The sequence below is a fragment of the Niallia sp. NCCP-28 genome (assembly GCF_023168165.1).
In the GTDB taxonomy this organism is placed as follows: Bacteria; Bacillota; Bacilli; order Bacillales; family Cytobacillaceae; genus Niallia.
In genome coordinates this window covers 884,177-897,849 of sequence record NZ_BQYJ01000001.1, presented here as the reverse complement: position 1 = coordinate 897,849, position 13,673 = coordinate 884,177, and the positions used below count along the sequence as shown (strand labels likewise).

Here is a 13,673-nt window from a genome sequence, read left to right as displayed (position 1 = left end):
TGTAGAAGGGAGGAAAAATTATGGCAGAAAAAATAGCAGTTATTGGGGAGGTTTATGAGGGGAATCTTCGCCCCATAACATTAGAATGTTTAGCAGCTGCAGAAAACCTATCAGAAGATGGGGAGATTATTATAATTTTTTGTGGAGAAAAACCGACAGAAATTATTTGCCAGGAAATATCTTATTATTCAGCAGCAAAAATAGTTTGGACATCATTGGATAAAAAAGAGCGTATAGTAGAAATGTATAATTCATGTTTACAAAAAATTATAGAAAAAGAAAAACCAACAAAAATCATCTTCGGCAATACAGAATTCGGAAAAGCTGTTGCCCCATATATAAGCGAGAAGTTGTCATTTCCATTATTTTCTAATGTTATGGACTTGCAGAGAAAAGATAATGCAATGAGGGCAACAATGCCTGTTTTTTCAGGGAAACTCCATCAAATCATAAATATTGATTTTCCTCAATTTATTATCACCCTAAAACCTAACTCTTTTAAAATGCCCATGAAAAAGGAGCAAAAGAACATACCAATAGAAGAAATGAAAATAGATAAAAAAGCACCGATTTTTCCATTAATACAAATGGAAAAAAGTTCAGAAAGCAGAAAAGATTTACTAGATGCAAAAGTTATTGTGGCAGGAGGAAGAGGGCTTCAAAATGAAGAAGGGTATCATTTATTGCAGCAGCTAGCCAGTTTAGTTGACGGAACAGTAGGGGTATCAAGAGGGGCTGTGGATTTAGGAGTTGCAGATATTTCTTTGCTTATTGGCCAAACTGGCAAAACCGTTTCTCCAGATATATATATAGCTTGCGGCATTTCCGGGGCAATTCAGCATATTGTTGGAATGAATGCAGCCAAAACAGTAGTTGCCATCAATAATGATCAAAAAGCCCCCATTTTTGAGGAAGCGGATTATGGAGTGGTTGGAGATATATTTGAAGTGTTGCCAGCATTAATAAAAGAGCTAGAATCATATAAATAAGGATAGTTAAATGGCTTACACACCGATATGCAAAATGCTCTTTCGCATAGATAAAGTAATTATCGGGGAAATTAGAGATGAAACAAATTATTAGCATCAAAATCAATTCGATGGTATACTTTCGATATTATAAGTTAACATTTTGAGGAGGCTTTTTAAATGGCAATAACACATGCAACAGATCAAAACTTTGAAACAGAAACAGGTTCAGGTGTAGTGCTTGTAGATTTTTGGGCACCATGGTGCGGACCTTGTAAAATGATTGCTCCAGTTTTAGAAGAATTAGATGCTGAACTGGGCGATAAAGCAAAAATCGTGAAAGTAGACGTAGATGAAAACCAAGGATCAGCATCAAAATTTGGTGTAATGAGCATTCCAACTTTATTGGTATTTAAAGATGGAGAAGTGGTAGATAAGGTAGTTGGATTCCAACCAAAAGAAGCACTTGCTGAATTATTAGGAAAACATGTTTAAAAAAAATGTGAAGAACAAATTGTTCTTCACTATTTTTTTGTTTTATTTAAAATTGATTATCAAGTGAATACCGCCTCTTTTTATTATAGGCTGTGCTAAATTTTTAGTGGGGGATGTTCATTAGAGCAGCAGGCGCAAAGCAACAGGTCAGTTTAAAAAGCCTTATTATAAGCCCTAATGAATGATTTTCCTGATAAAACAATCCTTTTATCCCCGAACATTGCCATTTATATTATTGCTTTTTTCTTGCTGAAATCATTCTCCAGCCATTATGCTAATAAAGGATAAGTGAACAAATCCTATTTTTTGAGGGAAAAGGAAAGAATAAAAATATACTCATAGCCAATTTTAATGCTTCTATACATTGGCATTCAGGGAGGAAGACGATGAATAAAACCATTAAAAATAAACTGATGCTCTTACCTGATCAGCCTGGATGTTATTTAATGAAAGATCGGCAGGGCACCATTATTTATGTAGGAAAAGCAAAAGTATTAAAAAATCGAGTGCGGTCTTATTTTACAGGTTCCCATGATGGAAAAACATTAAGACTTGTTAATGAAATTGAGGATTTTGAATATATTATTACCTCTTCTAATATAGAAGCTTTAATATTAGAGCTTAATTTAATTAAAAAGCATGATCCCAAATATAATATCATGCTAAAAGACGATAAAAGCTATCCATTTATTAAATTAACAGCAGAAAAGCATCCAAGGCTGATTACAACGAGAAAAGTAAAAAAAGATAAAGGCAAATATTTTGGCCCATATCCTAATGTGCAAGCAGCCAATGAAACGAAAAAATTGCTTGATCGCATTTATCCATTGCGCAAATGCAATACATTGCCAGATAGGGTCTGCTTATATTACCATTTGGACCAGTGTTTGGCTCCATGTGTCAAAGATATTGGACAAGAAGAGTATAAAAAAATTGTTGATGAAATTACCAGTTTTCTTAATGGCGGATATAAAGAAATCAAAAAGCAACTGACAGAAAAAATGACGGCTGCTGCAGAAGAATTAGATTTTGAGCGGGCAAAAGAGTATCGCGATCAGATTGCCCATATTGAAGCAACGATGGAAAAACAAAAAATGACGATGACAGACTTAGTGGACAGAGATGTTTTTGGCTATTCTTATGATAAAGGCTGGATGTGCGTTCAAGTGTTTTTTATTAGACAAGGAAAACTGATTGAAAGGGATGTCAGCATGTTCCCGATGTATCAAGAGCCAGAGGAGGAAATGCTGACCTTTTTTGGACGATTCTATGAAAAGGAAAATCATTTTAAGCCGAAAGAAATTTTATTGCCAGATTCCATCCAAGGTGAAATGGTAGAGGAACTGCTAGATGTAAAAGTATTAAAACCCCAAAGAGGACAGAAAAAGGACCTGGTTCTTTTGGCAAATAAAAATGCAAAAAATGCATTAAGCGAAAAATTTGCTTTAATTGACCGTGATGAAGATCGGACAATTAAAGCAGTGGAGAATTTAGGTAAGCAAATGGGGATTTATACTCCACATCGAATTGAAGCATTTGATAACAGCAATATTCAAGGAACAAATCCCGTATCTGCAATGATTGTATTTATTGATGGAAAGCCAGCTAAAAAAGAATATAGAAAGTATAAAATAAAAACAGTAGAAGGACCCGATGATTACAATTCTATGAGAGAAGTGGTGCGAAGAAGGTATCAAAGGGTACTAAAGGAAGGTCTTCCTTTGCCTGATTTAATTATTATTGATGGAGGGAAAGGGCATCTAGAAGCTGTAAGAGAAATACTGGCTGATGAACTTGGGCTAGATATACCAGTTGCCGGATTAGCAAAAGATGAAAAACACCGAACGTCGCAGCTTTTATTTGGAAATCCATTGGAAATCATTCCACTAGCGCGCAATAGCCAAGAATTTTATTTGCTGCAAAGAATTCAAGATGAAGTGCACCGTTTCGCCATTACTTTTCATCGCCAACTTAGGGGCAAAAATGCGTTTCAGTCCCTTTTAGATGAAATTCCCGGAATTGGAGAAAAACGGCGCAAACTATTATTAAAAACATTTGGCTCTGTAAAAAAAATGAAAGAAGCAAAAATAGATGAATTTCGTGCGATTGGGATACCTGCAAATATTGCCGAAGAGCTGATAATCAAATTAAAAGAACAAAATTATCCAGATAAACATGTACAAGAAAATGAATAAAATGTAAAAAATGATTGTATGATGAAAAAATGTGTGCTACAATGATGGCAACTTATACTTAATAAGTGATGGTAGAGGTGCGAACTTCAATAGTAATAATCCGGAGAAGGATGAGCTTCAACGAAGGATTATGAAAGGGTCAGTTCGCCGAAGCGAAGAAAAACTCATTGTTTTCTTTGCTGGTTTTGCATTAAATAAATGCAAGACTGTCAAAACAAGGAACTGTTTTGGAGGGCTATCTCACTGTTTGTGCACACGATGATATTTTTCTGCACGGCAATGAGACCTTCTCATTGCTTTTTTTATTGCCTAAAAGATTGTTTATAATAAAAAAAGCTCATGAAAGCAAAACATAAAAAGGCTTCTAATTAGACAAATGGAAAGTAGGGAATGCAGTGGGATTAGTAGTACAAAAGTTTGGCGGTACATCTGTAGGTAGTGCAGAAAGAATAAAAAATGTAGCTGAACGAGTTATAGAAGAGAAACAAAGAGGAAATGACGTAGTTGTTGTTGTATCTGCAATGGGCAAAACAACAGATGATTTAGTGAATCTTGCTGGTGAATTAACTGAGCGTCCATCTAAAAGAGAAATGGATGTGCTGCTTTCTACAGGTGAGCAAATAACGATTAGTCTTTTGGCGATGGCGCTGAATGCAAAACAAGTGGATGCTATATCTTTCACTGGATGGCAAGCCGGAATTCAAACAGAAGGGGTTCATGGAAATGCCCGCATCTTAAATATAGAAGCAGAGAGAATCCAAGCACAATTAAAGTTGGGAAAAGTAGTGATTGTTGCAGGATTTCAAGGCGCAACAGAAGAAGGAGCCATTACAACGCTTGGCCGAGGCGGTTCGGATACCACTGCGGTTGCGTTAGCTGCAGCCCTTAAAGCAGATAAATGTGATATTTATACAGATGTTACAGGCGTTTTTACAACAGATCCACGTTATATCAAAAATGCAAGAAAACTGCTGTCGGTATCTTATGATGAAATGCTAGAACTTGCAAATTTAGGTGCAGGTGTACTTCATCCTCGTGCTGTTGAATATGCAAAAAATTACCAAGTGCCCCTAGTAGTACGATCAAGTATGGAACGTGAAGAAGGAACCATTATCGAGGAGGAAGTTTCAATGGAGCAAAATTTAGTTGTTAGAGGAGTAGCTTTTGAAGATAATATTACTAGTGTGACGGTATTTGGATTAAAGAATCCTTTAACAAGCCTATCTACCATTTTTACTACACTGGCTGCACATCATATTAATGTAGATATTATCATTCAAAGTTTAACAGATCAAAAAACAATGAATGTATCGTTTTCTATTAAAGATAGTGATTTAGCAGAAACAGTAAAAGTGCTGGAAGAAAATAAAGCAGCTTTGTCTTATGAAAAGGTAACATCTGAACAAGGATTAGCTAAAGTTTCCATTGTTGGTTCTGGCATGATTTCCAATCCAGGTGTTGCAGCTGATATGTTTAAAGTATTGGCATCTGAAGATATTATCATTAAGATGGTAAGTACATCAGAAATTAAAGTATCAACTGTTATTGTCAAAGAGAAAATGGTGCAGGCAGTAGAAGCGTTGCATGATGCTTTTGAATTGAGTTCTGTACCAGTCATTGCATAAGCAAGTTAGGTCATTTAATCTTTATCACGCATTAACGGGCAGTAACATCCCCGCTCAGGGACTATAAGAGAAAACGAGAAATCTAGGTGGGGGATGACTGTCTGTAAAAATCTGATTGAAGTTTCACTTTATAAAAATTTTGCTTATCTATTAGTATAGGTGAGCTTTTTTTGTATGTATTAAAAATAAATTTTATTTCTTATTTATTAATGCAAACTGTTATTTTTATCCTTTATTTTTCAAAAATCAATAATGGTAAAAATACCAATAAAAAAGGAGTTTTATGAAAAAAGTATTGAAAGCGCTTTAGTTTATGTTAATATTAAGGATAAATGAACTAGTGGATGGGAGGTTAGCAAATGAAAATACGGACTAAAGGACCGGGATTAAGTATGAAAAAGAAATTGATTGTTTCCTTTGCTCTTATTTTAATTATTCCAAGTGCTATATTAGGTGCTTTTTCCTATTTGAAAGCCAAAGAAGAATTGAATAGTCAATTTATGCAGACTGCAAAAGAAAATGTAAAAATATTAGATTCTATCATCAAAGATACGGTGGAGCCAAGAATCTATGATACGGCTATCCTTTCAAAAATAATAAAATATGATAGCAATAGTATTGAAAGTATTCCATCTATAAGAGAGACGTTTGCGGAGTATATGCAGTTTCATCCTGATATGGAGAGTGTATTTTTTGGAGGAAACGATGGAACAATTGTTCAATATCCCCAAAATGTTTTAGAGAAGGATTTTAATGTAAAGGAAGAAACTTGGTATAAAGAAGCTGTAAAAAGAAATGGAGATATAACAATCACCAAACCATATATATCTGTTATCACTAATAATTTAGTGGTTGCGATTGCATCACAGACGGAGGACAAAACAGGAGTAGTTGCTTTGGAGGTTAGTCTGAAAAGTTTGGAAAATCTCACATCGAACGTAAAAATTGGCAAGGAGGGACATGTTGTCATATTAAATGAGGATATGTATTATGTGGTTCATCCAGATGGAAAAATAGGAATAAAAGCCAATGATTCGGTTGTATCATCTATTTATAAAAGACAATCTGGAAACGTGTCATATAAAACAAATGGAAAAGAACAACAGATGGTATATATTACAAATAAACTAACTGGCTGGAAAATTGCAGGTATAATAAATAATTCTGAAATACAGGCAATGACAAAGCCAATTTTGCAGCAAACCATCTTTATTATTATTTGTTCCTTGCTTGTTGGAGGAATACTTGTTTATATAATTATTAAATCAGTTACACAACCATTGAACCTGCTGAAAAGGGTTGCTTTAAAAGTCAGCAGTGGCGATTTAACAGAGAAAATAGCTGTTACTAGAAGAGATGAAATTGGCGAAGTGTTGAAAGCATTCCAACATATGTCACAAAGTTTACATAAAATCATTAAAGAGGTCAATGAGAAATCAGAGCATATTGCGGCTGCATCCGAACAATTTATGACAAGTTCTGGCCAAACAGCTACAACATCTGATTATGTAGCTGCCACTCTGCAAGAAGTTGTAAGCAGAACAGAAATGCAAAATGAAAATTTAACAAAAAATGCGGAAGCATTAGATCAGGCGGCAACAGATATAAAACAAGTGGCAGCAAACGCCATGATGGCTGTTGAATTAACAACATTAACAGCAAAACAGGCGAAAGAAGGAGAAGAATCGGTTAAAGAAACGGTAGCTCAAATGAATGAAATGCATCAATCTGTGGTATCTTCTAATAAACAAATTCAATTATTGCAAGAACAATCAAAAGAGATTCACAATATTGTAGATGTAATGAACGGCATTGCAAAGCAAACGAAGCTATTGGCGCTAAATGCAGGTATTGAAGCTGCAAGAGCTGGAGAAACAGGAAAGGGATTTGCGGTTGTAGCTACAGAAGTTGGAAAACTTGCGAAACTATCTGAAGAATCTGGGAAAGAAATTACAAAAATTATTGCAAGGATTCTAAAAGATACAGAATCAGCAGCAAAAGGGATGAAGTTAGTAACAGAAAATGTAGAAGCAGGCATTAAAACTTCCAATAAAACAACACAGACATTTACTACAATCATTCAAAATGTGCAAACAGTGTATCCGCGAATTGAAGAAGTAGCATTATTATCAGACCAAATATCAATTGGAGTACAAGGTGTTTCAGCAACTGCAAATAAATTGCTGGTGATTGCAGATGAAAATGCTGCTTATTCAGAAGAGATAGCCAGCACCACAGAACAACAGCTTGCTGCAATTCAAGAGATAAGCGCTGGAGCTGTATCTTTATCCCAACTTGCTGAGGAACTGCATACTAGTATTGAACAATTTAAAATATAATGACTTAAAAAACATGGTTTATTATTCTCTAAAAGGAACTTGTTTATGATTACACCAGCTTTTTTCAGGAGAAATATCTAAAAAAGGCGAAGAAAATGCTGCATTTTCTTCGCCTTTTTGCTTTAGAAATATTAATAGTCTTTTTTAAGCAGGATCTTTGCTATCCCAACGGACTGTAATCATTATTTTTTTATTTCTTCTTTTTGGGTCCTCAAAAGCTTCAGCGATAACCTGTTTTGAGTGTTCATGCTGCTGGGCTAAATATCCTGCTTCTAGTTGAAAAGAACATTTGCCCTTTTCTTTTAATCTTTTTTCTATTAATGGACTTGTAATGGTATACTCTATTTCATTTTTTGTCTGTTTGGCAATTTCTAAAGTTCCCCAACCTGCTTTTGCAAAAAAACTGCGGGCATCTTCTATATTTTCTAATGGAAACATTCTTGCAATTCTTTTTCCCGCCCAATACAGCAAATCGGGTGTGTCTCTTCCTAATAAATCGGGTATTAATATTTCACGCAATAATTCATATCCATATGCAGGGACAGTAAGAGGTTCTTCTTCCACCTTTGATTTCTCTTCTACAGATGTTAGTTCGCTCAATAATCTCTCCTCTTTCTACAATTCTATTTATATATATTTTCAAAAAAACGTATTAGATATTTTTTATTAGTATTGTATAAAAATATATATTGCTCTAATAGTATACTTTAAAACCTTAAAAAAAGCATAAGAAAAAAGGAAGATTGCATAAGAATTAATCGCATTTTTCAGTTGGAAACTGGAAATGAAAATAAAAAATCATCTACAGAAAAGAAGCAGTTCTATTACTATCATTTCACATAAAAAGGCAAGTATTCAAGGAAATATAGGGTAAATATTTTTTTGTAAGTATCATATAGATAAGATAAGGCTGGTTTTGCAAAAGAACTTATAAATTATGTATCCGTTTTCTTGACCTTGGATTTTATAGGGAGTACAATTAAATTGTCACTAAATTGTAAGAAAATTTGGTGTTGTAATCGTTTAAAATCAAAAAATGTTTTTTCATCAATTGGGGGGGAAGTTAATGGCAACAAATCGGGAGTTTCTGTATAGAAGGATTCATTCACTGCTTGGTGTTATTCCAGTAGGCGTCTTTCTTATTCAACATCTCGTCGTTAATCATTTTGCTACAAAAGGTCCTGAAGCCTTTAATAAGGCGGCTTCATTTATGGAACATTTACCATTTCGTTACATACTAGAAATCTTTGTGATATTTTTACCAATCATTTATCATGCTTTTTATGGAATTTATATTGCGATTACCGCAAAAAATAATACAAAAAACTACGGATATTTTCGGAATTGGATGTTTTATCTGCAACGATTAACCGGAGTTATTACCTTGATATTCATTATTTGGCATATTTGGGAAACAAGAATAGCAGCAGCTATGGGACAAGAAGTAAATTATGAAATGATGCAGGAAAACTTGGCAAATCCATTTATGTTTGCATTTTATCTAGTTGGTGTAATTTCTACTATTTTTCATTTTTCTAATGGTTTATGGTCTTTCTGTGTTAGTTGGGGAATTACGGTTTCACCGAAATCGCAAAAAATATCTACATATGTGACAATCGGTGTTTTTATCGCTTTATCTATTGTCGGAGTACGGGCATTATTCGCATTTATTTAAAACAGAGTTTACTAGGGTGATAGTTAAGGGGGAGTGAAGCAAAATGAGTAAAGGAAAAGTAATTATTGTCGGTGGCGGTTTAGCCGGACTAATGGCAACAATAAAAGTAGCAGAAGCAGGTACTCCCGTAGAATTGTTTTCGCTTGTGCCAGTAAAAAGATCACATTCTGTATGTGCACAAGGCGGTATAAATGGGGCTGTTAATACAAAAGGAGAAGGAGATTCCCCGTGGGAACATTTTGATGATACGGTTTATGGAGGAGACTTCTTGGCAAATCAGCCTCCAGTTAAAGCGATGGCAGAGGCAGCGCCTGGAATCATTCATTTGATGGATCGCATGGGAGTAATGTTTAATAGAACGCCTGAAGGATTGTTGGATTTCAGACGCTTCGGAGGAACTCAATACCACCGGACTGCATTTGCAGGAGCAACAACAGGGCAGCAGTTATTATATGCATTAGATGAACAAGTGAGAAAGTTTGAAGTAGATGGACTTGTTGTCAAATATGAGGGTTGGGAATTCTTGGGAGCTATTATTGACAATGAGGGTGTATGTAGAGGAATTAAGGCGCAAAATTTAAAAACAATGGAAATAAAAGCATTTCCAGCTGATGCTGTTGTCATGGCGACAGGTGGACCAGGAATAATATTTGGGAAATCGACCAACTCAGTTATTAACACAGGATCAGCAGCCTCGATTGTTTATCAGCAAGGAGCGTATTATTCAAATGGGGAATTTATCCAAATACATCCAACTGCTATTCCAGGCGATGATAAGCTGCGGCTAATGAGTGAATCTGCCCGCGGTGAAGGTGGTCGGATATGGACATATAAAGATGGGAAACCATGGTATTTTCTTGAAGAGAAATATCCTGCATATGGAAACTTAGTGCCAAGGGATATTGCAACACGTGAAATTTTCCATGTTTGTGTTGATCAGAAGCTCGGCATTAATGGCGAAAATATGGTATACCTGGACCTTTCTCATAAAAACCCGAAAGAGCTAGATATTAAATTAGGCGGAATCATTGAAATATATGAGAAATTTATGGGAGAAGACCCACGGAAAGTTCCAATGAAAATTTTCCCAGCTGTTCACTATTCTATGGGCGGATTATGGGTCGATTATGATCAGATGACAAATATTCCTGGATTGTTTGCGGCTGGTGAATGCGATTATTCCCAACATGGAGCAAACCGTTTAGGCGCAAATAGCCTCCTTTCAGCAATATATGGAGGAATGGTAGTTGGGCCAAATGCAGTAAGCTATATTAGCGGATTGAAAAAAAGTGCAGAAGATTTATCTTCTAGCCTTTTTGAGCAAGCAGTTTCAGAAGAGCAAGCAAAATGGGATGGGATTATGAAGCTTGATGGAAATGAAAATGCATATATTCTCCATAAAGAATTAGGAGAATGGATGACCGATAATGTAACAGTTGTGCGCTATAACGATAAATTACAAGCGACAGATAATAAAATTCAAGAACTTTTAGAACGATATAAAAAAATTAATATTAATGATACTGCAAAATGGAGCAATCAAGGAGCAGCATTTACAAGACAGCTTTCCAATATGCTGCAGCTTGCAAGGGTAATAACAATTGGCGCTTATAATCGAAATGAAAGCAGAGGGGCCCATTATAAACCAGATTTCCCAGATAGAAATGATGAAGACTTCCTAAAAACTACAATGGCCAAATTTGTCTCTGAATCACAAGCTCCTCATTTTCATTATGAAGAGGTAGATACATCTTTAATAAAACCAAGAAAACGTGATTACTCGAAACAAAAAGAAGGAGTGAATTAAAATGGGAGAAACAAGAACAGTAACTTTTCAGATTACTAGACAAGATGATCCCGATTCTTCTTCCTATGTAGAGGAATTTATTTTGCCGTATCGTCCCAATATGAATGTAATTTCTGCATTGATGGAAATTAGAAGAAATCCAGTAACAAGCAAAGGAGAACAAACCACTCCTATTGCTTGGGATATGAATTGTTTAGAAGAAGTTTGCGGAGCTTGTTCGATGGTTATTAATGGAAAACCAAGACAATCATGCACTGCTTTAGTTGATCAGTTGGAACAGCCAATTCGCTTAGAGCCAATGCGAACATTTCCTGTTGTTCGAGATCTGCAAGTGGATAGAAGCAGAATGTTTGATTCATTAAAAAAGGTAAAAGCATGGATTCCTATTGATGGAACGTACGATTTAGGACCTGGACCAAGAATGCCAGAGAAAAAAAGGCAATGGGCATATGAATTATCAAAATGCATGACATGCGGCGTCTGCTTAGAAGCTTGTCCAAATGTAAACAGCAAAGCAGATTTTATGGGGCCTGCGCCTTTATCGCAAGTGCGTCTTTTTAATGCACATCCAACAGGCAGCATGAATAAAGCAGAAAGACTAGAGCAGATTATGGGAGACGGCGGTCTTGCCAACTGCGGCAATTCACAAAATTGTGTACAATCTTGTCCAAAAGGAATCCCATTAACTACATCTATTGCTTCCCTAAATAGGGAAACAACATTACAAGCGTTTAAAAACTTTTTTGGCAGTGATAATGTATAAAGGAATAGGGATAAAAAACTCGTCTAAAGGCGAGTTTTTTTATGTGTTAAAGAAAAGACGGATTACTTTATAAATGTTAAGGAAACTATAAGCATGAGTTGTTTTACAATAATTGTATAATAACCAGCTAATATCACACTATATAATTAATATTTGTTTAATGAAGGGAATTGGTATAGTGGCGAAAAAAAGGAAATTATCATCAACTGAGTTGGGTGCTTTATGGATGACCTTTCAAAAGAAAACAATGATTTTAAGAATACTTGAATACTTTATTGAAACAGCTGAAGATAAACAAGCAAAAAAGTTAATGGAAGGCTTATGGAAAGAGCTTCATCCAAAAGTAGAAGAAATTAAACAACTATTTAAAGAAGAAAGAGCCGCTCTTCCTACGGGATTCACGAGCAGTGATGTTAATATTTATGCACCAAAGCTATATGATAATAGGTTTGATATTATGCTATGCAGAATATTAAAGGAAATAAGCATGGGCTTGTATACATTGCATTTAACGATGGCATATCGTGAAGATATAATTAAATTGTATCAACAGTTATCTGCTTTAACGCAAAACTATTATGAACAATTTACCAACTATTTAATGGAAGAAGACATGCTGTTAGCCCCTAATTTCATCAATATGCCTAAAACGGTGGACTATATTACAGACAAAGCTTATTTAAAAGGAACAAATATATTGGGACAAAAAAGAAAACTAAATACCATAGAATATGGATATATTTATCATGGGATTGAAACAAATATAGTTGGCATGCAAATGATAACAGGCTTTGCTCAATGTGCAAAAAATCCGGATATTAAAAAATATTTTCTAAAAGGAAAAAATTTATCTAAAAGTATACTTTCAGAGATGGGAAATATGCTGATTAATGATGATATATATGCCCCAGCAACCTCCGGGGGAAATATCACAAGTTCTACAGAATCTCCATTTTCAGATAAATTAATGATGTTCTGCACTTATTTAATGTGCAACTTTAGCCTGGGCGGCCAAAGTTTCGGCGCAGGTTTTAGCTTGCGTAATGATGTGAATTTGAAATTAGCGCTTTTGGCAAAAGATGTGTATGAATACACTAGAGAGGGAGTAATGGCAATGATAGATCATGGATGGATGGAGGAGCCCCCAGGAATGGATCGAGATCAATTAAGCAAATAATCAATTTAGCTGCTGGAATTGAAACAAGCATCAAAAGAACATCTGATTTTTACGTCGAATATGTACTTATTGATATAATGAAATGGAAAATCATTTATTTTATCAATGGGGTGTCGTCATATGGAGATAAGAATATTACATACAGAAGATGCATCCGTATATCAAGATATACGATTAGAAGCATTGAAGAATCATCCTGAAGCTTTTGGTTCTAGTTATGAAGAGGAAGTCCATTTTTCTGTAGAAGTTTTGCAAACAGGTTAATGAATAATGATAATTTTACTTTTGGAGCATTTGAAAAAAATCAATTGATCGGTGCAGTAACCTTAATTGTAGAGCAAAAAAATAAAATGAAGCATAGAGGCAATATTGTTGCAATGTATGTGAAACCAAAATATCGCGGCAGAGGAACTGCGAAAAAGTTAATGAAAGAAGCAATTAATTACGCAAAGGGGCTCAAGCAACTAAAACAAATTTATTTGGGGGTAGTATCAGGTAATGAAGGAGCAATTAAATTATACCAATCATTAGGGTTTCAAACATATGGAATAGATAAAAAGGCATTAAAAGTTAATGGCATTTATTATGATGAAGAACTTATGGTGCTATTTATTTAACGAAAAGGAACC

Annotated in this window: 10 protein-coding genes, 1 pseudogene and 1 riboswitch; of the genes and pseudogenes, 10 read left to right on the top strand and 1 reads right to left on the bottom strand. The window is 35.0% G+C overall.

Annotated elements, in window-relative coordinates; all coding sequences use genetic code 11:
• Positions 1-20: 20 nt before the first annotated feature.
• The 5 genes from NCCP28_RS04490 (at position 21) to NCCP28_RS04470 (ending at position 7,622) form a co-directional block, all read left to right on the top strand.
• Positions 21-989 (top strand): electron transfer flavoprotein subunit alpha/FixB family protein, encoded by a 969-nt coding sequence (locus NCCP28_RS04490; RefSeq protein ID WP_248560171.1) that lies wholly within the window; start codon positions 21-23, stop codon positions 987-989.
• Between the two features lie 159 nt (positions 990-1,148).
• Positions 1,149-1,463, top strand: a complete 315-nt coding sequence (gene trxA / locus NCCP28_RS04485; RefSeq protein ID WP_248560170.1) for a thioredoxin — start codon at positions 1,149-1,151, stop codon at positions 1,461-1,463.
• 386 nt (positions 1,464-1,849) lie between these two features.
• On the top strand, positions 1,850-3,658 hold the full coding sequence (uvrC, locus tag NCCP28_RS04480; protein WP_248560169.1) for an excinuclease ABC subunit UvrC: 1,809 nt from the start codon (positions 1,850-1,852) through the stop codon (positions 3,656-3,658).
• Between the two features lie 64 nt (positions 3,659-3,722).
• A riboswitch (Lysine riboswitch) is annotated at positions 3,723-3,904 on the top strand.
• A gap of 149 nt (positions 3,905-4,053) precedes the next feature.
• The gene (locus tag NCCP28_RS04475; RefSeq protein WP_248560168.1) at positions 4,054-5,283 is read left to right on the top strand and encodes an aspartate kinase; all 1,230 of its coding nucleotides are present in this window, start codon (positions 4,054-4,056) and stop codon (positions 5,281-5,283) included.
• 359 nt (positions 5,284-5,642) lie between these two features.
• The gene (locus NCCP28_RS04470) at positions 5,643-7,622 is read left to right on the top strand and encodes a methyl-accepting chemotaxis protein (protein ID WP_248560167.1); all 1,980 of its coding nucleotides are present in this window, start codon (positions 5,643-5,645) and stop codon (positions 7,620-7,622) included.
• Positions 7,623-7,766: 144 nt separating this feature from the next.
• On the opposite strand, the gene NCCP28_RS04465 is transcribed toward NCCP28_RS04470, so the two are convergent.
• On the bottom strand, positions 7,767-8,222 hold the full coding sequence (locus NCCP28_RS04465; RefSeq protein WP_248560166.1) for a YslB family protein: 456 nt from the start codon (positions 8,220-8,222) through the stop codon (positions 7,767-7,769).
• A 466-nt stretch (positions 8,223-8,688) separates the two neighbouring features.
• On the opposite strand from NCCP28_RS04465, the gene NCCP28_RS04460 reads away from it, so the two are divergent.
• The 5 genes and pseudogenes from NCCP28_RS04460 to NCCP28_RS04440 all read left to right on the top strand — a co-directional run bounded on the left by NCCP28_RS04460 (position 8,689) and on the right by NCCP28_RS04440 (position 13,661).
• Positions 8,689-9,297: a succinate dehydrogenase cytochrome b558 subunit gene (locus NCCP28_RS04460; protein ID WP_248560165.1), complete on the top strand. Its 609-nt coding sequence runs from the start codon at positions 8,689-8,691 to the stop codon at positions 9,295-9,297.
• 43 nt (positions 9,298-9,340) lie between these two features.
• Entirely contained in the window at positions 9,341-11,104 is a 1,764-nt protein-coding gene (sdhA, locus tag NCCP28_RS04455; protein ID WP_248560164.1) for a succinate dehydrogenase flavoprotein subunit, read from the top strand.
• 1 nt (position 11,105) lies between these two features.
• Positions 11,106-11,867 carry a succinate dehydrogenase iron-sulfur subunit gene (gene sdhB, locus NCCP28_RS04450; protein ID WP_248560163.1) on the top strand — a complete coding sequence of 254 codons (762 nt, stop codon included), beginning with the start codon at positions 11,106-11,108 and terminating at the stop codon, positions 11,865-11,867.
• Between the two features lie 178 nt (positions 11,868-12,045).
• Positions 12,046-13,044, top strand: coding sequence for a DUF3231 family protein (locus NCCP28_RS04445; RefSeq protein ID WP_248560162.1), 999 nt, complete (start codon positions 12,046-12,048; stop codon positions 13,042-13,044).
• Between the two features lie 120 nt (positions 13,045-13,164).
• Positions 13,165-13,661: pseudogene (locus NCCP28_RS04440) on the top strand (GNAT family N-acetyltransferase).
• Positions 13,662-13,673: the final 12 nt, after the last annotated feature.

Coding starts and splice junctions, on each gene's coding strand:
- NCCP28_RS04490 (WP_248560171.1), top strand. CDS start 21: ATGGCAGAAAAAATAGCAGTTATTGGGGAGGTTTATGAGGGGAATCTT.
- trxA (WP_248560170.1), top strand. CDS start 1,149: ATGGCAATAACACATGCAACAGATCAAAACTTTGAAACAGAAACAGGT.
- uvrC (WP_248560169.1), top strand. CDS start 1,850: ATGAATAAAACCATTAAAAATAAACTGATGCTCTTACCTGATCAGCCT.
- NCCP28_RS04470 (WP_248560167.1), top strand. CDS start 5,643: ATGAAAATACGGACTAAAGGACCGGGATTAAGTATGAAAAAGAAATTG.
- NCCP28_RS04460 (WP_248560165.1), top strand. CDS start 8,689: ATGGCAACAAATCGGGAGTTTCTGTATAGAAGGATTCATTCACTGCTT.
- sdhA (WP_248560164.1), top strand. CDS start 9,341: ATGAGTAAAGGAAAAGTAATTATTGTCGGTGGCGGTTTAGCCGGACTA.
- sdhB (WP_248560163.1), top strand. CDS start 11,106: ATGGGAGAAACAAGAACAGTAACTTTTCAGATTACTAGACAAGATGAT.